Origin of the sequence: Mycoplana sp. BE70, assembly GCF_031455855.1 — a bacterium.
Taxonomy (GTDB): Bacteria; Pseudomonadota; Alphaproteobacteria; order Rhizobiales; family Rhizobiaceae; genus Mycoplana.
Window position 1 is genome coordinate 74,669 of sequence record NZ_JAVDTM010000004.1, and the last position, 22,416, is coordinate 97,084.

Genomic DNA, 22,416 nt, shown 5'->3' on the forward strand with positions numbered 1-22,416 from the left:
AAATGCAATAACAGAGCAATAATTCGAAGGAAAGCGCTCGATCGTTTCACTAGCCTGTTCCGATATCGGGAGTTCGGCAGTGAATACACAACCGCGTGAAATCATCAATCAGGATGGCGCTTCGGGATACCTTGCGATCGACCTGAAGGCCTTGCGGCAGAATTATCGCCAATTGGTCGAGCGTGCAGCGCCGGCGCCCGTCGCGGCCGTGGTCAAGGCGAACGCCTATGGCCTGGACGCTGCCCGCGTCGCGCCGGTCTTCTACGATGCCGGCTGCCGCGATTTCTTCGTCGCCCACATCGGCGAGGCGCTTCGGCTCAAGCCGGCCATCCATGGCGATGCCCGCATCTTTGTCCTGAACGGCCTGCAGCCCGGCGCCGAAGAAACATGCGCCAACGAAGGCATCATCCCGGTCCTCAATTCGCTCGAGCAGGTTGAGAACTGGTCGCGGGTCGCAAAAGCACGCCGTGCTCATCTTCCGGCCGTCCTGCAGATCGACAGCGGCATGTCGCGGCTCGGCCTGCCGCCGGAAGAGTTCACAGCGCTTGCCGCCGATTGCCGCCTGCTCGATGGCATCGACCTCCTCTTTCTCATGAGCCATCTCGCAAGTGGCGACGAGTCGGAAAATATCCAGAACGCCGACCAGCTTGCGGCCTTGCAAGCGGCGTCGGCCCTGTTCCCCACGCTCCCGCTTAGCTTTGCGAATTCCGGCGGTATCTTCCTCGGCGGCGATTTCCGCGGCGCGTTGGCGCGGCCGGGGATTGCGCTGTACGGCGGTGCGCCGACCGATGCCATGGCAAACCCGATGCGTCCGGTCGTGCGGCTCGATGTCCGCGTGGTCCAGACGCGAACGGTTCCGGCCGGCACGCGTGTCGGCTATGGCGGCGCGCATGTCACCACTGGGGAAACCCGTCTGGCGACCATTGCGGCCGGCTATGCGGACGGCCTGCCGCGCAGCCTGAGCCACAGGGGGGCGGCCTATTACGGCGGCGTGCGCCTGCCGATCGTCGGGCGCGTGTCGATGGACAGCATCACGATCGATATCAGCGCCCTGCCGCCCGGCACGCTGAAGCTCGGCAGCCTGGTCGAACTGATCGGCCCGAACCAGACGCTGGAAGCCCTCGCCGCCGATGCGGGCACCATCTCCTACGAAATCCTGACGGGTCTCGGCGATCGCTACCACCGCGAATACCGATGACCTTTCGCGCGCACAGATAAAGTTCAATGGGGCAATCATGAAAATCACCGTACTGGGCGCCGGCGTCATCGGCGTCACCACCGCCTACTATCTCGCCAAGGCAGGCCATGAAGTGACCGTGCTCGACCGGCAGGCGGGTTCCGCGCTGGAGACGAGCTTTGCCAACGCCGGCGAAATCTCGCCCGGCTACGCCTCTCCGTGGGCTGCGCCCGGGATCCCGCAGAAGGCGGTCAAGTGGCTGTTCATGAAACATGCGCCGCTGATCATCCGGCCGATGGCCGATGCTGCCACCTGGCGCTGGATGATGTCGATGCTGGCAAACTGCACCAGCGCCCGCTACGCCACGAACAAGGGACGCATGGTCCGCCTTGCCGAATACAGCCGCGACTGCCTGATCGCGCTTCGCGAGGAGGTCGGCATTTCCTACGACCATCGCACCCAGGGCACCCTTCAACTCTTCCGGACCCAGAAGCAACTGGACGGTATCGGCAAGGACGTGGAGGTGCTGCGCGCCGACGGCGTCCCCTTCGAGGTTCTCGATCCCGCCGGCTGCATCGCCGCCGAACCGGCGCTTGCCCGCGTGAAGGAAAAGTTCGTCGGCGGCCTGCGCCTGCCGAACGACGAGACCGGCGACTGCTTCAAGTTCACCACCATCCTGCAGGAGCAGGCCGAGGCGCTCGGGGTCACCTTCCGCTTCGGCGTCGACATTCGCCGGCTGAAGCATCTCGGTGACCGCATCGTTGCCGTCGAGACCGCCGACGGCCTCGTGGAATCCGACCTTTTCGTCACCGCCCTCGGCAGCTACACGCCGGCGCTGATCAAGCCGCTTGGCCTCAACGCGCCGATTTACCCCGTGAAGGGCTATTCGATCACGGTTCCGATCGTCGACGAAAGCCGTGCTCCGGTTTCCACGATCATGGACGAGACCTACAAGATCGCCATCACGCGCCTTGGCGACCGGATCCGCGTCGGCGGCATGGCGGAGATCGCCGGCTTCAGCCACGACCTGCCGGCGGCGCGCCGCGCCACGCTCGAGCATTCGGTGGAAGACCTCTTCGGCGGCGCGGGCGACCAGTCGCAGGCGACGTTCTGGTCGGGGCTGCGGCCGATGACGCCCGACGGCACGCCGGTCATCGGCGGCACGCGGTTCAAGAACCTGTTCATCAATTCAGGCCACGGCACGCTCGGCTGGACGATGGCCTGCGGCTCCGGCCGCGTGCTCGCCGACATCATCAGCGGACGCCAGCCGGAGATCGAGTCGGCGGACCTCGCGCTCAGCCGGTATTGAGAGCAAAGCGGCGGGGGATCGTGGGATCCCCTGCCCCCGCCAGCCCCAGCAATCGATCCTCACCGTTGAGTCCTGATCGCTACTGCGCGGCCTGGTCCTGACTTGCGGCCGCGGCCTTCTGCTGCTCGGCATCGACAACCGGAGCATGTCCAATTCCTGCCAGGCTGTGCGCCCTCTCGCGCAGCCATTGGAATACGACATAGAGCGCAGGAATCAGGAAGATTCCGACCAGCGACGCGACAAGCATTCCGCCGGCGACGCCGGTGCCCACCGCCCGGCGGCTGAGCATCCCCGCGCCCGTCGCCGTCACCAGCGGGATCAACCCGACGATGAAGGCGAAGCTCGTCATCATCACCGCACGGAAGCGGGTACGCGCGCCGTCGATCGCCGCGTCGATGATGCTTTCGCCTCTCTCGCGGCGGAACTTGGCGAACTCGACGATCAGGATCGCGTTCTTCGAGGCAAGCGCAATCAGCACCACCAGGCCGATCTGGGCGTAGATGTCGAACGACAGTCCGGCGACGAGAATGGAGACAAGGGCACCGGCGATGCCGACCGTCACCGACAGCAGGACGGGAACCGGGATCGTCCAGCTTTCGTAGAGCGCAACCAGGAAAAGGTAAGCGAACAGGATGGCCAGCGCGAGAATGACGTTGGTTTTGCCCGCCGCCTCCAGTTCCTGCAGTGCGGTTCCCGTCCATTCGTAGCTGTATCCGGGAGGCAGCGTCGCCGCCGAAATGGCCTCCATCGCCGCGAGCGCCGCCCCGGAGGAGACGCCCGGCGCCGGCTGCCCGTTCAGGGTGATCGACCGGTAATTGTTATAGCGCACAATCGATTGCGGACCGACGATGTAGCTGACGCGCGCGACCGACGCGACCGGAACCATTTGGCCGTTGGCGTTGCGTACATGCAGCCTTGAGATGTCGGCAACCGAGCGCCGGTCGGCCTGCGCGGCCTGCATGGTCACCCGCCAGCTGCGGCCGAACATATTGAAGTCATTGATGTAGTAGGAGCCGAGCGTGCCTTGCAGCGTTGCAAAGAGGTCGCTGACGGATACCCCCAGTGCCTGCAGCCGGTCGCGATCAAGGTCGAGATAGAGCTGCGGAGAGGTCGCCGAGTAGGTGGTGAAGGTCGGCCCGAGCAAGGGATTCTGGTTCGCGGCAATGATCAGCCCGCGCGCCGTGGCCGCCAGGTCGGCCGGGGACCGCCCCTGCAGGTCGAGTAACTGATACTCGAAACCGGAACCGGTACCGAGGCCCATGATCGGCGGCAGGTTGAAGGCGAAGATCTGCGCCTCGCGGATCGCCGCACCCTTGGCCATAGTGGTGGCAACTGCCGCATCGACGGAAGCAGCCGCACTCGTGCGCTCCGCGAACGGCTTCATCGTCACGACGGCGAAGCCGCTGTTCGATTTGGAGAGGCCATCGAGAAAACTGTAGCCTGTCACGCTGATCGCGTCCGCCACGCCATCGATCTCCCGCAGCATAGCTTCCACGCGCTTGACCACCGCATCGGTACGATTGAACGAGGCTCCGTCGGGCAAGCGGATTTCGACGAGGTACATGCCCTGGTCCTCGCTGGGCAGGAAGCCCGTCGGAACGATGCGGAATAGCCAGCCGGCAGCGCCGCCGGCCACCGCCAGCAGCAGCAGCCCTATGACCGCCCTTCTGGCGATGTGCCCCGCCACATAGACATAGCCATCGCGCCCCCGGTCGATGCCGCGCGAGATCCAGCCGAGGACGCCGCGCTTCGGCCCGTGGTGCGGTTTCAACAGAATCGCGCAAAGGGCCGGGCTCAGCGTCAGCGCATTGATGGCCGAGAGGACCATCGAAACGGAGACTGCGACGGCAAACTGCTGGAACAACTGCCCGCTGAGCCCCGGAATGAACGCCACCGGCACGAACACCGAAAGCAGGACGAGGGTGATGGCAACGATGGCTCCGGTGATCTCGCCCATGGCAAGCCGCGCGGCCTGCCCCGCCGGCATGCCGGGATTTTCCTCCATCACCCGCTCGACGTTCTCCACGACCACGATCGCGTCGTCGACGACAATGCCGATGGCAAGCACCAGAGCGAGAAGCGATATCGTATTGAGCGAGAAACCAAGCGCCAGAATGACCGCGAACGTACCGATCAACGCGACGGGAACGGCGACGAGCGGGATCAGTGCCGCCCGCCAGTTACCGAGAAACAGGAAGACGACGATGATGACGAGGATGAATGCCTCGATCAGCGTGTGCTGGACATTCTCCACGCTCGCCCGAACGAACTGAGCGGTATCGTAGGAAACCTGGTAAGTCAGCCCTGCGGGAAAGTTCCTGGAGAGCCGCTCCATTGCCTCGTTGACGCCGCGAGCGGCGGCGAGCGCGTTGGCGCCCGGCGCCTGGTAGGTGCCGATCATCGCGACCGGCTTGCCGTTGAAACGGGCGATCGAATCCGAACTCGCCGCTCCCAGTTCCACCCTTGCAATGTCCCGAACCCGCAAGAAGGAGCCGTCCGGCTCGGCCCGCAAGACGATATTTTCGAACTGTGCCGGATCAGTGAGGCGCCCCTGGGTCTGTATGTTGAGCTGGAACAGCGGATCATCGGTCATCGGCTGCGCGCCGATACGACCGATTGCAGCCTGGACGTTCTGGGCCCGCAGGGCATTGGCCACGTCCGTTGGCGTCAGCTTCAGGCTGGTCATCCGGTCAACGTCCAGGATGATGCGCATCGAATAGTCCTGGGCGCCGAACAGAGACGCGTCGCCAACGCCCGGCACCCGCTTGATGGTGTCGAGCACGTTGATGGTCGCATAGTTCGACAGGAACAGGTTGTCGAATTGACTGTCCTTGCCGTAGATCGCTATCACCTGCATCAGGGCGGACGACTTCTTGCGGACACTCACGCCGGTTTGCTTGACTTCCGCCGGTAGCCCCGCCTCGGCGAGCGACACGCGGTTTTGCACGTTCACGGTGGCGATGTCCGGGTCGGTACCGACGGCAAAGGTGACGGCGAGGTTGTAGGAGCCGTCGGCGCCGCTGGTCGATTTCATGTAGAGCATGTCATCGACGCCGACGATCTTGCTCTCGATCGGCTGGGCGACCGTCGCTTCGACCACGTCGGCCCCGGCACCGGCATAGCTTGCGGTGACGCTGACCTGGGGTGGGACGATGTCGGGAAATTGCGAAACCGGCAACTGGGTCAGCGCAATGAGACCGGCCAGGGTGAGAACGATGGAGATGACAGCGGCAAACCGCGGCCGGTCGATGAAGATCTCGGAAATCATCGTTCAACCACCCGTCGCCGACGCAGCATCGACCACCATGCCCGGCCGCACCTTGCCGACGCCATCGGTGATGACGTTTTCGCCCTCCTTCAGCCCGGATGCGACAACCGACTCGCCCCGTGTGGAACGAGAGATATCGACCCGGCGCAGCTCGACCTTGGAATCCGGACCGACGACCATCACGAACGGCCCCTGCTGGTCACGCTGCACCGCCTCCTGCGGGACTGCCAGCACCTCCTGCTTGTCGGATTGCTCAAGCATGACGCGCACCAATGTGCCGTCGAGCAACAGACCGTCGGGATTTGGGAATTCGGCGCGAACCGTGACCGTGTCCGTCCCCTGGGACACGTTGCTCGAAACGAAATTGATCGTCCCCTTCGGCGGGTACACCGTTCCGTTCGGGAGAATGATCTGCACATTGGCGCCAGCCGAAACCTTGCCCTGTCGAACCTGCTCGCGGTAGGTCAGGAACATCGCTGTCGCGACAGAGAACTCGGCATATATCGGGTCGAGCCGCGTCAGGGTCGTCAGCGCCCCCGCCTCGGGTCCGACCAGGGCGCCGACATTCACCGCGGTCAGCCCGACAATCCCGTCGAAGGGAGCCGTTATCCTCGTATAGGACAGGTTCAGTTCGGCTTGCGCCTTGGTTCCGTTCAGCCGCACGAGATCGGCCTCGGCCTTCTGCACCTGCGCCTTGGCGATATCGACCTGCGACTGGGGCGCCGTGTTGCTCGCCAGCAGACGGACTGAACGATCCCGTTCGATCACCGCCAGGTTGAGCTGAGCTTCCGCCGCCTGGATGGAACCTTCGATTTCCCGCACGGCGGCCGCATAGGTGCCGTCCTCGACCTTATAAAGGAGGGTGCCGGCCGTTACTTTCTGACCTTCTGAGAAGTTGATGCTTTCGAGAAAACCCGAGACGCGGGCGCGGATATCGACCTTCTGGATCGCCACGAGCCGCCCGGTGAAATCCGCACTCTCACGAAGGTCCATCACCTTGGCTGGCACGACGACGACCGCCGGAGCCTGTTGGGCTTCAGCAGCGTTGCCTGGCAGAACCGCAGGCAGCAAAAACAGGATGACCTGAAGTCCCGGAACCCGCATGCGACCTCCTCCTGAGGATACGGCTCGGTTCTGTTTTCATGCAGGAGACACAGTAGTCGTGAAAAACTCTGTTGCAAAGCGGGGTTAGTTCGAATTTCCCGCGCGCTCCAACCGGCGACATTTTGTTTCGGCTTGCGCAACTGTCGGCCACCGCGCAAGCGTGCTAACAGTGGGGCTCCGTCCTGAAGGCCAGGTATCACCGATGAAGCTGCCGCTGCAGATCCTCTGTCTTTGCCTTGGCTGGCTGATGGTCGCGCTTGCCATAGCCGGCGTATTTCTGCCGCTTCTTCCGACAACGCCTTTCCTGCTGCTGGCGGCCGGCCTGTTTGCCCGCTCGTCGCCTCGCTTCGAGCAATGGCTCCTCAATCATCCCGTCTTCGGCGAAACATTGCGCCGCTGGCGCGAAAAGGGGGCGATTTCGCCGCGGGCCAAGATCACGTCGGTTGCCCTGATGGTCGCAAGTTATGTCCTGTTCGTATTCTTCAAGGCCCCGCAAGCGATGACCGCCGTCATTGTCGGGACAGTCATGGCCTTTCCGTTGTGGTTCATCCTCAGCCGCCCGAATGGATAGGGTCGGAAAGAAAAGGAGCTGACCATTTGGCGGCAAGTGGGCTCCCGCAATCTCTCGATTCCGCTATGATCGGCAAACCGACCTGTCTTCTCTCACGCCGCTGAAGGATCAACCGCACAATGCTCTATGACTATTGCGTAATCGGCGGCGGCATCGTGGGATTGGCAACCGCGATGCGGCTGCTGCAGTCACGCCCCGGTTGCAGTCTCCTTCTGCTGGAGAAGGAGGACGGCCTCGGCCTGCACCAGACGGGACACAACAGCGGCGTCATCCATGCCGGCATCTACTATCCGCCAGGTAGCCTGAAGGCAGAACTCTGCCGCAAGGGCGCGCAGGCGACGAAGGAGTTCTGCGCCGAGAACGGAATAGCTTTCGACACCTGCGGCAAGCTTCTGGTCGCGACCACGGCGCTGGAGATGAAGCGCATGGACGCACTTTTGGAGCGTTCGCGGCACAACGCCGTCGACGTCCACCGCGTCAGCGCAGACGCGCTTCGCGAACGCGAGCCGAACATCACCGGACTAGGCGCCCTGTTCGTTCCCTCGACGGGCATCGTCGACTATGGCGAAGTCTGCCGCGCGATGGGACGCCTAATTCAGTCCGCCGGGGGTGAGATCCGTCTCGGCACCGAGGTGCGTGCGATCAAGGAGGCACCGAACGACGTGACGATCTCCGCAGCCGGCGAGAGCTGGCGCGCGCGGAAACTGATCGTCTGCGCGGGCCTGCAGTCCGACCGGCTGGCGATGATGGCCGGCCTGACGGTCGACCACCGCATCGTTCCGTTCCGCGGCGAATATTACAAGCTGCCGGCCAGCAAGAACCGGGTCGTGAACCACCTGATCTATCCCATTCCCGATCCCGACCTGCCCTTCCTCGGCATCCATCTGACGCGCATGATCGACGGCAGCGTGACGGTCGGGCCGAATGCAGTCATCGGGTTCGCGCGCGAGGGCTACCCGCGCCTGTCGGTCGCTCCAAGGGATGTCCTTGACTATGCCTTCTTTCCGGGCTTCTGGCGGACGGTCCTGCGCAACCGCAGCTCGGCCGTGTCCGAATTGCGAAACTCGTTATGGAAGCGCGGCTATCTCAAGGAATGTCGCAAGTACTGTCCCGGACTGGAACTGTCCGACCTCCTTCCGCATGAAGCCGGCATTCGGGCGCAGGCGGTCAAGCGCGACGGCACGCTGGTGCACGATTTTCTCTTCACCAGTACCGACCGGATGCTGCATGTCTGCAATGCCCCCTCTCCCGCCGCAACCTCGGCCATCCCGATCGCAGACATGATCCTGGAGCGAATTTTAGGGTAAGGTGATCACTCCGCTGGCGATTACGGCGTGGGACCATGAACTCATGAACATGGAAGTGCAGTCGAGACATCTCGACCTCCTGCATCTGGCTCGACAGGAGCGGCTCCTGCCGCTCACTGTCCTGACCGCGGTGCTGTTCTTTGCCTATGGCGACCGGCTTTCGACCTTGCTTGTTCATCCCATGGGGCTCGGTCTCCTGTTCTTCTGGCTGTTCTTCGTCATTCTGGGTTCGGCGCTGTCGGTCGCGCGTCATGCCGAGCAACTGGCCGAGGGCTTGGGAGAGCCCTACGGCACGCTGATCCTGACGCTGACGATCACCACGATCGAAGTCGTTGCCATCTCGGCGGTGATGTTCCACGGCGAGAACAACCCCACGCTCGTGCGCGACACGCTGTTTGCCGTCGTCATGATCATTCTCAACGGGATGGTCGGTCTGTCGCTCCTGCTCGGCGCATGGAGGCGCCCCGAGCAGCGATACAATCTGCAAGGGGCCAACGCCTATCTCGGCCTGATCGTGCCACTGGCGACCCTGAGCCTGATCCTGCCGGAATTCACGACCGACGCGTCGGCTCAGGGGCTTTCATTGACGCACCAGCGCGTTCTCATACTGACGTCGGCGGGACTGTATGGCACTTTCTTGCTGCTCCAGACCGGTCGCCACAGGCTCTACTTCAAGCAGCGCGGAGCCGCTGACGAAACGCCGTCACAAGCGACTACCGAAGGATCGCTGACGCTCCACACCGCCCTCCTCTTCGCCTACATGATTCCGATCGTCTACCTGGTGGAGCATTTCGCCAAGCCGATCGACTTTGTCATTGAGACCCTGCGCGCACCCACGGCCTTGGGTGGCCTCGTGATGGCCGTGCTTGTCGCGACACCGGAGGCGATCAGCGCGGTTCGCGCCGCGCTCGCCGATCAGCTTCAGCGCTCCATCAACATTTTCCTCGGCTCGGTGCTGTCGACGATCGGGCTGACCGTCCCGGCAATGCTGGCGATCAGCCACTTCAGCGGCCACGGCATCGTCCTCGGACTGGGCCGGACGGAGACGATAATGCTCGTCCTCACCCTCGCGCTCAGCATGATCACCTTTGCCAGCGGCAGAACCAACCTGATGCAGGGTGCCGTCCATTTGGTGCTGTTTGGCACCTACCTGATACTCATCGTGGAAGGATAACCTTCGCGCAGCGGCCGATATATCGCCGCAATGGAGCCGCGGCGTGTCCATCGAACTGCTCATCGCGAAATACGGGCTTCTGGCGATCTTCCTCGGAGCCGGGATCGAAGGTGAAACCGTGGTTTTGCTTGGCGGCATTCTCTCCCACCGCCAGTTCCTGCCATTCTGGCCCACCGCGCTTGCGGCGGCGTTCGGATCGTTTGTTGCCGACCAATTGCTCTTCCTTGCCGGACGCCATGCCCGTTCTTATCCGGCGGTCCAGCGCGTTCTTGCAAGCCCAACAATCTCGGCCGTAAGCCGTCTATTGGAGCGTCATCCCACGGGCTTCGTCTTCGCCTTCCGCTTCATCTACGGGTTGCGAACCGTCAGTCCTGTCGCGATCGGCACGACGCAGATACCAGCAGCGAAATTTGTCCTCCTGAATGCTGCGGCAGCGTTGGTCTGGGGCCCCCTGTTCACGGCCCTCGGATATTTCGCAGGACAGACCATCGAGCAATTGCTCGGCCGGCTTCCGCTGCCACGGCACCTGATGGTTGCTGCCGTCGCCTTCATCGTCGTGGTGATCGCACTCGCCGTCGTGTTTCGAAAGCAGTTGATGAAACTGGCTGCAAAACTCTGAACAACGCGTTGAGAGCACTACTCGCTCTGGCGAAAATGGCGGATGCGGTCGAACAGGACGGCGAGGATCGTCGCGCCGCCGATGAACGTCCCCTGCCAGAAGGCGTTGATCCCCAGAAGCCCGAGACTGTTGCGGATGACCTCGATCAGCGCCGCGCCTACCAGCGCCCCGAACGCCGTTCCGGTGCCGCCGGCAAGGTTGGCGCCGCCGATAACGGCCGCCGCGATCACCTGCAACTCCATGCCGGCGCCGATATTGGTCGTCACCGCGCCGAGCCAACCGGTCTGGATGATGCCGGCAATCCCCGCCGACAGCGCCGAAATCATATAGACGGCAACCTTGATCTTGCGGACCGGAACGCCGGTGAGCGTGGCGGCGTGTTCATTGCCGCCGATCGCGAAAAGATAGCGGCCGAAGCGCGTCCAGCGCAGGACGAAGCCGGTCAGGAGCGCCAGCGCGATCATGAACAGCACCGGGTTGGCGATGCCGAAGAGCCAGGCACCGCCGCCGAGGGCAAGCAGCTTGTCGTGATCGGGACCGAATTGGAAGACCACGGTATTGTTGGACGCCACCATCGCCAGGCTGCGCGCGATCGACAGCATGCCGAGCGTCACCACGAAGGGCGGAAAATTGAGATAGGCGATCAGCACGCCGTTGAACGCCCCGATCACCAGCGCGGTGACCAGCGAGGCGGCGATGCCGACGCCGATTCCGTAGCCGGCATGCATGACGACGGCCAGCACCATGCTGCAAAGGCACAGCACCGAGCCGACCGACAGGTCGATGCCGCCGGTGATGATGACGAGCGTCATCCCGAGCGCGATAATGGCGACGAAGGTGACATTGCGGGTGATGTTGTAGAGGTTCGTCGAGGTCGCGAACGCGTCGGTGGTGAGCGACAGGAAGATGCAGGCCAGGACGACGGCGATCAGCACCCAGAAGGTCTGGTGGCCCAGGATGGAACCAAGCAAGGATTGCTGCTTCTGCTCGATGCTCTGATCAAGGGTTATTGCCATCCTCGGCCTCGTTCCCATTGCCCGCCGGCGGGCGTTCCAATCATACCATTTCTATGGCGCCGGTGATCAGCCCGGTGACCTCCTCGGGCGAACTGAATGTAATCGGCTTGTCGGCCACCTTGCGACCGCGCCGCATGACGATCACCCGGTCGGCGACGGCAAAGACGTCCGGCATGCGGTGGCTGATCAGGACCACCGCGATGCCGCGGTCGCGCAGGTGCCGAATATGGTTCAGCACCTCCGCCACCTGCCGCACCGAGATGGCGGCCGTCGGCTCGTCCATCAGCACGATCTTGGCCTCCGACAGCATGGTGCGCGCGATCGCCACCGCCTGCCGCTGGCCGCCGGACATCTGCCGAACGACGTCACGCGGGCGGGTTTCGGATTTCAGGTCCTTGAACAATGCGCCGGCGCGCCGATACATCGTCCGGTAGTCGAGAACGCTGAGCGGGCCGACGCCGCGGCGCAGTTCGCGCCCGAGATAGACGTTCGCCGCCGCCGACAGGTTGTCGCACAGCGCCAGGTCCTGGTGGACGATTTCGATGCCGTGCCGGCGCGCGTCCAGCGGGCGGTGAAGAACGATCTCGCGGCCATCGAGGCGCATCGTCCCGCCACTCGGCCGGAAGTTGCCGGCGATCATCTTTACCAGCGTCGACTTGCCGGCACCGTTGTCGCCCATCAGGCCGACCACCTGCCCTGCCTCTAGCGACAGCGATACGTCATTGACCGCCTGGATGGCGCCGAAGTGTTTGGAGATGTCGGTGAGCTCGAGTACGGCCACCCGCGTCTAGCCTCCCGGAAAACCCTCATCTCGCCGCCTGCCCGTAGCCCGGATAGGTCCCGCGATTTCGCTTGCTGTTTCCTGCAGCAGCGATCGGTATATTTAGGCAAACGCTTATAAATGCGTCAATGATACGAGCGGACAAACCGCCCGTACCTATTAAATATTATTATCATATGACAAATAGAAGTTGACGGCCGAAACGAGCAGTTATTAGCTGTAGCCGGAGGCATAGCATGCGGATCCTTGTCACCGGTGCAACGGGCAAGGTGGGGCGGCGCTTTATTGCGAGCCTGCTCGCCGAACCGCGTTTTTCTGAAGCGCGCATCCGCGCGCTGTGTCACAACCGTTTGCTTGAAGAGACCGATCGCATCAGCACCCTGCGAGGCTCGATCGCCGACCGGGAGATCGCCGTCGGCGCAGTTGCGGACGTCACCCATGTCGTCCATCTCGCGACCTGCAAGGAAACGCCAGACGACGTCATGGACGTGACCGTCAAGGGACTGTTCTGGCTTCTTGAGGCTTTTCGATCCAGCCCGACCGCGCGTCAGTTCATCCTGATCGGCGGCGACGCGGCGGTCGGACACTTCCACCATCGTCACGACAGCCCCATCACCGAAGAGACGCCGCACCGGGCCTATCCCGGCTCCTACGCGCTGTCCAAGGTGCTTGAGGAGGTGATGCTGGAACAGTTCGTCATTCAATACGGCATCAACGGCAGCTGCCTGCGAGCGCCGTGGATCATGGAGAAGGACGACTTCAAGCATTCGCTGTCCTTCGGCGACGACGTGTTCGGTGGGCCGGACTGGAAAACCATGGTTCCGACCGCGGACGCCGAGCGCTACGCGCGCGATGGGACGGTTCCGCTGCTGCGCGATGCCGATGGCCGGCCGCTGAAGCGCAATTTCGTCCACGTCGACGACCTCATTGCCGCGATACTGCTGGCGATCGACAATCCACAGGCAGAGGGCCAGCTCTTCAACGTCTGCATGGACCGGCCGGTCGACTATGGCGAGGTGGCCGCCTATCTCGCCCGCACCCGCGGCCTTGCCCATGTCGACATACCGAGCCGCTATCACTCCAACCGGATGGACAACAGCAAGGCGAAATACCGGCTCGCCTGGCGCCCGCGCTACGATCTCGAAATGCTCATTGACTCGGCCTGGCAATACGAGCGTTCGCAAGATGACCCTCGCATCGTCTGGTACCCGGGTTGATCGTGTGGCGGGCGCGCTTGCCCCGCCTGTTTCAATGGGAGGAACCTATGAGGAAGGCATTATTGCTTGCAGTCGCGGCGCTGGCAGTCGTTGCCGGCCAGGCCGGGGCCCAGGAAAAGAAGCAGCTCGTGATCGTCGTCAAGGGGCTCGACAACCCGTTCTTCGAGGCGATCAACCAGGGCTGCCAGAAATGGAACAAGGAGAATGCCAGCAACGAATACGAGTGCTTCTATACCGGTCCGGCATCGACTTCCGATGAAGCCGGAGAGGCACAGATCGTCCAGGACATGCTCGGCAAGGCGAGCACGGCCGCCATCGCAATTTCGCCTTCCAACGCCAAGCTGATCGCCCAGACGCTCAAGACCGCCAACCCGTCCGTTCCCGTCATGACGCTCGACGCCGACCTGGCGGCGGAAGATTCGGCGCTCCGCAAGACCTACCTCGGCACCGACAACTACCTGATGGGCGCCCGCATCGCCGAGTACATCAAGAAAGCCAAACCCGAAGGCGGCAAGATCTGCACGATCGAGGGCAACCCGGGCGCCGATAACATCCTGCGCCGCGCCCAGGGCATGCGTGATGTCCTGACCGGGCAGAAGGGACTGACGGAACTGAAGGGCGAAGGTGGCTGGACGGAAGTCGCCGGCTGCCCGGTCTTCACCAATGACGACGGCGCCAAGGGCGTGCAGGCGATGACCGACATCCTCGCCGCCAACCCCGACCTCGACGCCTTCGGCATCATGGGCGGCTGGCCGCTGTTCGGCGCCCCGCAGCCCTATCGCGATCTGTTCAAGCCGATGGCCGAGAAGATCGCCAAGAACGAGTTCGTCATCGGCGCCGCTGACACGATCGGCGACGAGGTGGCGATCGCCAAGGAAGGCCTCGTCACCGCCCTCGTCGGCCAGCGGCCGTTCGAAATGGGCTACAAGGCTCCGACGGTGATGCTGGACCTGATCGCCGGCAAGCCGGTCGACGATCCGGTTTTCACCGGCCTTGACGAATGCACCAAGGACACGGTGGATACCTGCATCCAGAAGTAGGCCTGCTTTGGGGCGTCGCTTGTGCGGCGCCCCGCATCTTGCGTGTTGCACCCGGGCAATTCTGTTCTCCTCTGGAGAACGGGCCCACGCGAAATAGTCGGTCGGCTGCGACGGCACGGGTTGGGAGAAACTGATGGCAAAGCGGATCATGTTCACCGGCGGCAGTGGCAAGGCGGGACGCCACGTCGTCCAGTATCTCCTCGACCAGGGCTATCAGGTCCTCAATCTCGACACCCGGCCGCTCGACAATCCCAAGGTGCGCACCCTGATCACAGACATCACCGATAGTGGACAGGTCTTCAACGCCCTTTCCAGCTACATGGGGCTGCACGAGTTCGATCCGTCGCTGCGCCCGCAGCCCGTTGACGCCCTCGTCCACTTCGCCGCCATCCCGCGCATCATGATCACGCCGGACAACGAACTGTTCCGCATCAATGCACTCGGTACCTACAACGTCATCGAGGCGGCGGTGAAGCTTGGCATCAGGAAGATCGTCATCGCCTCGAGCGAGACGACCTATGGCCTCGTCTTCGCCAACGAACCGCGCAACCCGACCTATTTTCCGCTCGACGAGGAATACGATGTCGACCCGATGGACAGTTATGCGCTCTCCAAGGTCGTCAACGAGAAGACGGCACGCGCCTTTACGCTGCGCAGCGGCTTCGACATCTACGCGCTGCGCATCGGCAACGTGATCGAGCCGCATGAATACGAGTTGTTTCCGAAATGGTTCGCCGATCCGGGCTTTCGCAAGCGGATCGCCTGGAGCTACATCGACGCGCGCGACCTGGGGCAGATCACCGCCCTGGCAATCGAAAAGGACGGGCTCGGCTTCCAGATCTTCAACGCCGCCAATGACGACACCTCGTCGGATCTCCCGACCAGGGACCTGATCGATCGTTTCTATCCGGGCGTGCCGTTGAAGCGCGAGCTCGGCGAGTTCGAGACGCTGCTGTCCAATCGCAAGGCGCGGGATTTACTCGGCTTCCGGCCAGAACACAGCTGGCGGCAGTATGTGAAGCAAAATTGACGCAAGCCGCAAGGCACCCTGCCCCGCGCCTTCGCTGTTGGCGGGCGCAAGTGTCCGCGGACGCTTGACATGTCGCGCTGGGCAAATTGTCAGGCGCACATTTTTCAGCTTAACCCCTTTTTTTAGGCCAACTTTGCGTGCGCGCTTCAAAGCTGCCGTGCTATCGAGGCGCGTACCGTTCCAGGCATCGCGCGTCCGCACGAGTTTTCATGTCAAAAGCCATCACTTTCCTGAAGCGACTGGTACCGTCGCTTGCTCCTGTCAGCCGTACCGAAAGGCTTCGCGCGTCGCTGGGCGCGCTGACCGGCATTCTCCTGACAGGCTTTGTCAGCACAATGGCTCTCGGCTCCAGCATCAGCCTGCCGCTGCTGATCGCACCGATGGGCGCTTCCGCGGTCCTGCTCTTTGCCGCGCCCGCAAGTCCCCTGGCCCAGCCCTGGTCGATACTCGGCGGGAACACGGTCGCGGCTGTCGTCGGCGTGACTTGCGCCCTTTTCATCGGCGACCCGATCATTGCCGCGGCCATTGCCGTGGCGCTGGCGATCGCCGTCATGATGCCACTCGGCTGCCTGCATCCGCCGAGTGGCGCGGTCGCGCTGACCGCCGTTCTCGGAGGCCCGGCAACGCATGAGGCGGGATACTGGTTTGTGCTGACGCCCGTCGGCATCAACTCCGCACTGATCCTGACCGTGGCACTGCTCTTCAACAACGCGACCGGCCGACGTTATCCGCATCTGGCACCTGCAGCGCCAGCAAATCCGCATCACACTGCCGATCCCGTTCCGACCCAACGCATCGGTGTTGTACCGGACGACCTGCAGGCAGTCCTTGCGCAATATGACGAGGTGCTGGACGTCAGCCCGGACGTGCTTGACGAATTCCTGCATCAGGCACAAATCCGCGCGTACCATCGTCTTTCCGGCGAGGTTACCTGTTCGGACGTGATGTCGCGCGACGTTGCAATGGTATCACCCGAAGACACGCTGCGGGATGCCTGGGCGCTGTTGCTGGCGCACCGGATCAAGGCGTTGCCGGTGGTGACGAAGGCCGATGGCCTGGTCGGAATCATCACCCAGACCGACTTCATGCACCGCTCGGTCCTCGGCAGCCACGGCAGCTTGCGCCTGACCTTCGGAGACAAGGTTCGGCTCGCGCTTGGCGGACGCACCAAGCCACGCAATGTCGCCGACATCATGACCAGGCGCGTTCATTCGGCGACGCCCGAAACCATGATCGCCAAGCTTGTGCCGCCGATGGCGGATCTGGGTCTCCACCACATGCCGGTGGTCGACGAGCGCAACCGCGTCGTCGGGATCGTAACGCAGTCCGACCTCATCGCTGCGCTCTTCCAGCGCGGGCTCGACCGGACGTCGCATTCTGGCGATGAGCCAAATCAAGCCAACGTTGCCTGAATGCCGCACTTTGGGCGGGCCGCCTGACTGCTCAGCGCAGCAGGTTGCGTACGAGCCGAAAATGAAAAAGGCCGGGGCGACATCGCACCGACCTTCTCAGTCACATCCTATCCCTGCCAGTACATCCGTGGTCAAGGACCGGGAGTGACGTAATCTCGCGAGCATTTGCAAATAAAGATCACGCTCAGCGAGATTGATGATCAACATATAGGAGTGCAATGTGTTGAAAACAAGTCCCGCTTGCTGACGGCAATTTTCGCATTGAATTGTGTGAAAACCGCGGTTCGATTTTAGGGGCTTCACCTGAGGACTTAGGGCTTAGCACTAAGCATATACTCCATTCCGATTAACCTTCGGAACTTCAATAGGGCGAGATGCACTGTCGACGCGGCCCATAGTAAGGCTGGAAGGTATTGTCGTAGGCCCGATACGAGCGATAGCGCGAGTAGCACCAACTGGCGTGACTGTCCGTGCCGTAATACCGCGGCGCGCCATAGTACCTCGGCGCATAGTATCCAGGCGCATAATACGATCCATAAGATCCATAATAGGGCTGCGCTAGCAGCCCGCCAATGATGGCGCCCGCCGCCAGCCCACCGAACACTGCGCCGAAGTCATCATCGTTGTAATGGTTATGATAGTGGCCGTAGTAGCCACCGTAGTGACCACCATAATGCCCACCATACCAACCGCGACCGCCATACCAACCGCGACCGCCCCGGCCACCGACCCAGTATCCCCGGCCACCATCGTTGTCGCCGCGGTTAACGTACCGTCCCATGTTGCCGTGGTTCCAGCCACCTCGGCGGTACCATTTGTACTTGACCTGCTGAACGTCGGTCGAAGCCTGCAGCCCTGGGTCGGGAATAGAAGGGAAAGCCTGCGCCGGTGCGATACCCGACACTGCCGCTGTCAGCGAAAGGCTAATGACTGCAAGGATCTTCATTTGCATCACCACTTCCTCTTTGCAGCATAACGCATCGCGCGTTTTTTTGTGCCGCACCGCAGGTTGGGTAACGGAATTGTGAATGTCGCACCCATCGGCTCGAGAACGGCCTGACCGAAAGCAAGGCGGTCGGCGTCCTTCTATGCTACCTTTTTTGGCGCAAGATGCTGCTCACGCCACCCAATTCCGGAACCGACAGGAGAATGGAAAATGGCCTCGGCAAAATTGGCATGCATGGCAACGGCTGCCATGGTCCTTTCGATCAGCCCGATCAACCCGGCCCTCGCCCAAACGGACGAAAGCACGGCGCAAACCCAACCTGCGGAGCCGGACCAGTCTCAAATGTCGCCCGACGCCATGATGGGTGGCGGGGGACGCGGCATGATGGGCAGGATGGGGATGGGGCCGATGCGCGGTCAGATGATGAGGATCATGTTCGCGGTGGCTGACACGGACGGAGACGGTGCCTTGTCGTTCGAGGAGGTCACGGCCGTCCACAAGCGCATATTTGACACCGTGGATGCAAACAAGGACGGCAAGGTGACATTGGACGAGATGCGGGCCTTCATGCAGGGGCAGTAGTCGCTTGAAAATGCCCATTCCTCCCGAGCGGCAAGTCGCCCCTCGGCAGCGGCGTGCGGATTCGGTCGGCTTGCGTCCAGTCGCGACATTGTGAGCGCCCTGCTCTCTTCCTGACGGCTCGAACAGGCGCAGGCCGGTGCTGTTTGCGCGGCTTGTTCGTGGATAACCGGCGCCCGGCGACGCCCGGCGCAGGTCCGGCCGCTATCCCCACTTGACTGCACACGTTAACTGACTAGTCTTACAATTAAATATCGGCTTGGTTTGCCGAGCGGCAATTGTGCCTCGCAGCTTCGCCCCCGGGCGAGCCTGCGAGGCTTTTTCATTTTTGGGGGGACGGATTGAAGCGCCGCATCGAAATCGGCATTCTCTATTCGCGTTCCGGCAACTATCGGCTCGTCTCCGATGCTTGCCGCAATGGCGCGCTGTCCGCCATCGCGGATATCAATGCCGATCCCGCAAGGCCCGTTGCTTTCGTCCCCGTCGAGTATGATCCGGAGGGCAATGCCGACGGCTATGCGGCCGGATGCGCCGACATCCTGCAGAAGAGCAGCGCCCGGCATATCGTCGGCTGCGTGACCTCCTGGAGCCGCAAGGAAGTCATCCCCGTTTTGGAGCGGGCCGGCGGCACCCTCTGGTATGCCTGCCCCTATGAGGGTTTTGAGACGAGCGATCACGTCGTCTACATGCATGCCTGCCCCAACCAGCAATTGCTGCCGCTGTTTTCCCATGTCGTGCCGCGGTTCGGGGCGAACGGTTTCCTTCTCGGCTCCAATTACATCTGGGGATGGGAGATGAACCGGGTAGCGCGCGACCTCATCGCCGATGCCGGCGGCGAGGTGCGCGGCGAGCGTTATCTGCCGCTCGGCGAGACCGATGTCGCACGCCTGATCGAGGAAATCCGGGCGACGCGGCCCGATTTCGTGATGAACAACCTGATCGGCTCCTCCTCCTATGCCTTCCTCAGGGCCTATGCGGCGCTGGGAGAGCAGGACGGGCATTTCCTGCCACAGCATTGCCCGGTCGTGTCCTGCAATCTGACGGAATGCGAGCTGGAGGCGATCGGCGCCGCCGGCAACGGGCACCTTTCGGTCGGCCCCTATTTCCATGAGGCCGATAGCCAAGCCCCGCAAGGCTATAAGCCACGCAGTTCGTTCGAGGCGGCGGCCTATGCGAGCATCTGCGTGCTGGCCGAAATCCTCGCCGACAATCCCGACGCCGGCTGGGATGACCTGCCGGCCGCCTTCGCCGCCCGCCGCTTCGAAACGCCATTCGGCTCCACGGTCATCGATACGCGCACCCAGCACGCCACGCTGCCGGTCGTCATCGGCGCAATCGACGGCGACGGATTCCGCATCGTCAGCCGGGAGCCGGAGGTAGCGCCCGATCCCTATCTCTCCCGCTACGACCGCACCACTCAGTTCGGCAAGGCGCGTTTGCGGGTGGTGGCGCCATGAGCCGACGGGCGCGCATTCCCAATCTCGGCGGCGCCACCGCCTATGTCCTGCACCGTCCGCATCCGACGGCGCAGACCCTGGTGCGGCAATTGTCGGCCATCGGCCTGACGGCGATCGACTGCTGGCCGGAACTGCCCCCCGCGGCGCTTTCGGCAGATTTCGTGTTTTTCGACGTCGATCTCGGCTTCGACGAGCAGTTCCCCTGGCGACCGGGCGAGGCACCGATGCCGATGATCGCGCTGATCGGTTCGGAAGCGCCGGGCCGCATCGAATGGGGGCTTTTCACCCATCGCGCCAACGCGCATGTGGTCAAGCCCGTCGGTACGGCCGGGATCTACAGCAGTCTGTTGATCGCAAGGCAGAATTTCGAAGAACGCAAGCAGCTTGCCGCCCGCATCGACGCGCTGCAGCTGCGCGTGGCCGAACGCCATACCATCGTGCGTGCGGTCGCGGCGCTCGCCAAGGACACCGACTACGAACAGGGCTTCGCGCGGCTGCGCCATTTGGCCATGAACTGGCAGATGAGCATCGAAGAGGCGGCCGGACGTGTCGTCGCCATGGCGGAAAACGAGGACGAGAATGACGAACGCCATCACGCCTGACATCCAGCCGGCCGCAAGCCGGCCGCGCAAGGGAGCCCTCGGCAAGCTGCTGAAGCGGCCGCTGGCGCTCATTGGCCTGGCGCTCATCGCCATCGTCGTGGGCGGAGCGGCGCTGGCGCCGTACCTTACGAATTTCCGCCCGGACGAGCAGATTTTCGACGGCCTCACCCTGTCGGGCGAGCCGCTGCCGCCCAACGAAACCTACTGGCTCGGCACCGACCTCTTGGGGCGCGATCTGCTGACGCGCATCCTCTACGGCGCGCGCACCTCGCTGTTCATCGGCATCGTCGCCAACGGTATCGCGCTCGTGATCGGCACGCTGGTCGGTGTCGTCGCCGGCTACTATCGCGGCTGGATCGGCGGCGTGCTGATGCGCTTCACCGACCTGATGATGGCCTTTCCGGCCCTGCTGCTAGCGATCTGCCTTGCCGCCGTCTTTCAGCCGAGCCTGTGGATCGTCGCGCTGGTCATCGCCCTTGTGAACTGGGTGCAGACGGCGCGCGTCATGTACACGCAGACCAGCTCGCTTGCCGAGCGCGAGTTCATCGACGCCGAGCGCACCATTGGCGCCGGCAGCGCGCGCATCCTGTTCCTGCACATCCTGCCGCATCTCGTGCCCACCATCATCGTCTGGGGCACGCTCGGCATCTCCACCACCGTGCTGCTGGAGGCGACCCTGTCCTATCTCGGGATCGGCGTGCAGCCGCCCACGCCCTCCTGGGGCAATATCATCTTCGAAAACCAGACCTATTTCCAGGCGGCCCCCTGGCTGGTCTTCTTCCCCGGCATCGCCATCCTCGCGCTGGCGCTGGCCTTCAACTTCGTCGGCGATGCCCTGCGCGACATTCTCGATCCAACCCAGCGGGGGCGTTCATGATCTCCTATCTCGGCCGCCGGCTGATCCAGTCCGCGCTGATCCTGCTCGGCGTTTCCCTCATCACGTTTGCGCTGCTCTATCTGTTGCCGGCCGATCCCGTGCGCCAGATCGCCGGCCGCAGCGCCACGCCTGCAACGGTCGAAAGCATCCGCCGCCAGCTCGGCCTCGATCAGCCCTTCCTCGTGCAATACGGCCGCTACCTCATGAGCCTGTTGCAGGGCGACCTCGGCCGCTCCTACATCCAGCGCTCGGAAGTCTCGCAACTGATCGTCGCCCGCCTGCCGCCGACGCTGCTGCTGATGGCCGGCGCCATCGTGTTCGAGCTGTTAATCGGCCTCACCATGGGCCTCATCGCCGCGGTGCGGCGCGGCACCCGCACCGACCAATCGCTGATGGTGGTCTCGTTCATCGGCGTCTCGGCCCCGCAATTCGTCGTCGGCCTGCTGCTGCTCTACGCCTTCGCCGTCAAGCTCGGCTGGTTCCCGATCGGCGGCTACGGCACGTTTTCGCATCTCGTGCTGCCCTCGCTCACCGTCGCGGTGATGAGTTCTGGCTGGTATGCCCGCATGATGCGCTCGTCGATGATCGACGTGCTGCGCCAGGACTATATCCGCACCGCCCGGGCCAAGGGGCTCGGCCGCGCCGCGGTGCTGCTGCGGCACGCGCTGCCCAACGCCATATTGCCGATCATCGCCATGATCGGCATCGACATCGGCATCCTGATGGGCGGCATCGTCGTGGTCGAGAGCGTGTTCGGCTGGCCCGGCATCGGCCAGCTCGTCTGGCAGGCAATCCAGCGCGTCGACATTCCCATCATCATGGGTGTGACCCTCGTCTCGGCGTTCGCCATCGTGCTTGGCAACCTGCTCGCCGACATCATCGCCCCGCTCATCGATCCTCGCATCAAACTCCGATAACCAACGAAAGGGA

Annotated in this window: 20 protein-coding genes; 15 read left to right on the forward strand and 5 right to left on the reverse strand. The window is 63.1% G+C overall.

The features are described 5' to 3' along the window. Positions 1 to 79: 79 nt before the first annotated feature. The gene (alr, locus tag J2Y48_RS08895; RefSeq protein ID WP_310415963.1) at positions 80 to 1,198 is read left to right on the forward strand and encodes an alanine racemase; all 1,119 of its coding nucleotides are present in this window, start codon (positions 80 to 82) and stop codon (positions 1,196 to 1,198) included. A gap of 37 nt (positions 1,199 to 1,235) precedes the next feature. Then, the gene (locus J2Y48_RS08900; protein WP_310415966.1) at positions 1,236 to 2,486 is read left to right on the forward strand and encodes a D-amino acid dehydrogenase; all 1,251 of its coding nucleotides are present in this window, start codon (positions 1,236 to 1,238) and stop codon (positions 2,484 to 2,486) included. A 79-nt stretch (positions 2,487 to 2,565) separates the two neighbouring features. Here the strand turns inward: J2Y48_RS08900 and J2Y48_RS08905 are convergent, their stop codons facing one another. Next, positions 2,566 to 5,754 carry a multidrug efflux RND transporter permease subunit gene (locus tag J2Y48_RS08905; protein WP_310415969.1) on the reverse strand — a complete coding sequence of 1,063 codons (3,189 nt, stop codon included), beginning with the start codon at positions 5,752 to 5,754 and terminating at the stop codon, positions 2,566 to 2,568. A gap of 3 nt (positions 5,755 to 5,757) precedes the next feature. Continuing rightward, positions 5,758 to 6,858, reverse strand: a complete 1,101-nt coding sequence (locus J2Y48_RS08910) for an efflux RND transporter periplasmic adaptor subunit (RefSeq protein ID WP_310415972.1) — start codon at positions 6,856 to 6,858, stop codon at positions 5,758 to 5,760. A 214-nt stretch (positions 6,859 to 7,072) separates the two neighbouring features. Between J2Y48_RS08910 and J2Y48_RS08915 the strand changes: the two genes are divergently transcribed. The 4 genes from J2Y48_RS08915 (at position 7,073) to J2Y48_RS08930 (ending at position 10,529) form a co-directional block, all read left to right on the forward strand. Beyond that, on the forward strand, positions 7,073 to 7,429 hold the full coding sequence (locus J2Y48_RS08915; RefSeq protein ID WP_310416781.1) for a YbaN family protein: 357 nt from the start codon (positions 7,073 to 7,075) through the stop codon (positions 7,427 to 7,429). A gap of 119 nt (positions 7,430 to 7,548) precedes the next feature. Continuing rightward, positions 7,549 to 8,736: an L-2-hydroxyglutarate oxidase gene (lhgO, locus tag J2Y48_RS08920; RefSeq protein ID WP_310415976.1), complete on the forward strand. Its 1,188-nt coding sequence runs from the start codon at positions 7,549 to 7,551 to the stop codon at positions 8,734 to 8,736. A 43-nt stretch (positions 8,737 to 8,779) separates the two neighbouring features. After that, positions 8,780 to 9,910 carry a calcium:proton antiporter gene (locus tag J2Y48_RS08925; protein ID WP_310415979.1) on the forward strand — a complete coding sequence of 377 codons (1,131 nt, stop codon included), beginning with the start codon at positions 8,780 to 8,782 and terminating at the stop codon, positions 9,908 to 9,910. 43 nt (positions 9,911 to 9,953) lie between these two features. Next, positions 9,954 to 10,529 (forward strand): DedA family protein, encoded by a 576-nt coding sequence (locus J2Y48_RS08930; RefSeq protein WP_310415983.1) that lies wholly within the window; start codon positions 9,954 to 9,956, stop codon positions 10,527 to 10,529. 17 nt (positions 10,530 to 10,546) lie between these two features. Here the strand turns inward: J2Y48_RS08930 and J2Y48_RS08935 are convergent, their stop codons facing one another. Together J2Y48_RS08935 and J2Y48_RS08940 are read right to left on the reverse strand one after the other, a co-directional pair. After that, positions 10,547 to 11,545 (reverse strand): ABC transporter permease, encoded by a 999-nt coding sequence (locus J2Y48_RS08935; protein WP_310415985.1) that lies wholly within the window; start codon positions 11,543 to 11,545, stop codon positions 10,547 to 10,549. A 40-nt stretch (positions 11,546 to 11,585) separates the two neighbouring features. After that, entirely contained in the window at positions 11,586 to 12,326 is a 741-nt protein-coding gene (locus J2Y48_RS08940; protein WP_310415988.1) for an ATP-binding cassette domain-containing protein, read from the reverse strand. 236 nt (positions 12,327 to 12,562) lie between these two features. Between J2Y48_RS08940 and J2Y48_RS08945 the strand changes: the two genes are divergently transcribed. From J2Y48_RS08945 to J2Y48_RS08960, 4 genes are all read left to right on the forward strand, one after another. After that, positions 12,563 to 13,543 carry an NAD(P)-dependent oxidoreductase gene (locus tag J2Y48_RS08945; RefSeq protein WP_310415990.1) on the forward strand — a complete coding sequence of 327 codons (981 nt, stop codon included), beginning with the start codon at positions 12,563 to 12,565 and terminating at the stop codon, positions 13,541 to 13,543. Positions 13,544 to 13,590: 47 nt separating this feature from the next. Further along, on the forward strand, positions 13,591 to 14,583 hold the full coding sequence (locus J2Y48_RS08950) for a sugar-binding protein (protein ID WP_310415993.1): 993 nt from the start codon (positions 13,591 to 13,593) through the stop codon (positions 14,581 to 14,583). Positions 14,584 to 14,716: 133 nt separating this feature from the next. Further along, a complete protein-coding gene (locus J2Y48_RS08955; protein WP_310415996.1) occupies positions 14,717 to 15,613 on the forward strand; it encodes an NAD(P)-dependent oxidoreductase in 897 nt (298 codons plus the stop codon). Positions 15,614 to 15,822: 209 nt separating this feature from the next. Next, a complete protein-coding gene (locus J2Y48_RS08960) occupies positions 15,823 to 17,025 on the forward strand; it encodes an HPP family protein (protein WP_310415999.1) in 1,203 nt (400 codons plus the stop codon). 361 nt (positions 17,026 to 17,386) lie between these two features. On the opposite strand, the gene J2Y48_RS08965 is transcribed toward J2Y48_RS08960, so the two are convergent. Continuing rightward, the gene (locus J2Y48_RS08965) at positions 17,387 to 17,806 is read right to left on the reverse strand and encodes a BA14K family protein (RefSeq protein ID WP_310416001.1); all 420 of its coding nucleotides are present in this window, start codon (positions 17,804 to 17,806) and stop codon (positions 17,387 to 17,389) included. Between the two features lie 375 nt (positions 17,807 to 18,181). Here J2Y48_RS08965 and J2Y48_RS08970 point away from each other — a divergent pair, with 375 nt between their 5' ends. The 5 genes from J2Y48_RS08970 (at position 18,182) to J2Y48_RS08990 (ending at position 22,403) form a co-directional block, all read left to right on the forward strand. Next, positions 18,182 to 18,553, forward strand: coding sequence for an EF-hand domain-containing protein (locus J2Y48_RS08970; protein WP_310416004.1), 372 nt, complete (start codon positions 18,182 to 18,184; stop codon positions 18,551 to 18,553). A gap of 338 nt (positions 18,554 to 18,891) precedes the next feature. After that, on the forward strand, positions 18,892 to 20,007 hold the full coding sequence (locus J2Y48_RS08975; RefSeq protein WP_310416008.1) for a transporter substrate-binding protein: 1,116 nt from the start codon (positions 18,892 to 18,894) through the stop codon (positions 20,005 to 20,007). Further along, the gene (locus J2Y48_RS08980; RefSeq protein ID WP_310416010.1) at positions 20,004 to 20,609 is read left to right on the forward strand and encodes a transcriptional antiterminator; all 606 of its coding nucleotides are present in this window, start codon (positions 20,004 to 20,006) and stop codon (positions 20,607 to 20,609) included. The genes J2Y48_RS08975 and J2Y48_RS08980 overlap by 4 nt, the downstream gene beginning before the upstream one ends. Further along, complete coding sequence (locus tag J2Y48_RS08985; RefSeq protein ID WP_310416013.1) at positions 20,587 to 21,486, forward strand: ABC transporter permease; 900 nt, start codon at positions 20,587 to 20,589, stop codon at positions 21,484 to 21,486. Before J2Y48_RS08980 ends, J2Y48_RS08985 begins: the two co-directional genes overlap by 23 nt. Then, the gene (locus J2Y48_RS08990; RefSeq protein WP_310416016.1) at positions 21,483 to 22,403 is read left to right on the forward strand and encodes an ABC transporter permease; all 921 of its coding nucleotides are present in this window, start codon (positions 21,483 to 21,485) and stop codon (positions 22,401 to 22,403) included. Before J2Y48_RS08985 ends, J2Y48_RS08990 begins: the two co-directional genes overlap by 4 nt. The last annotated feature ends 13 nt before the right edge of the window (positions 22,404 to 22,416 follow it).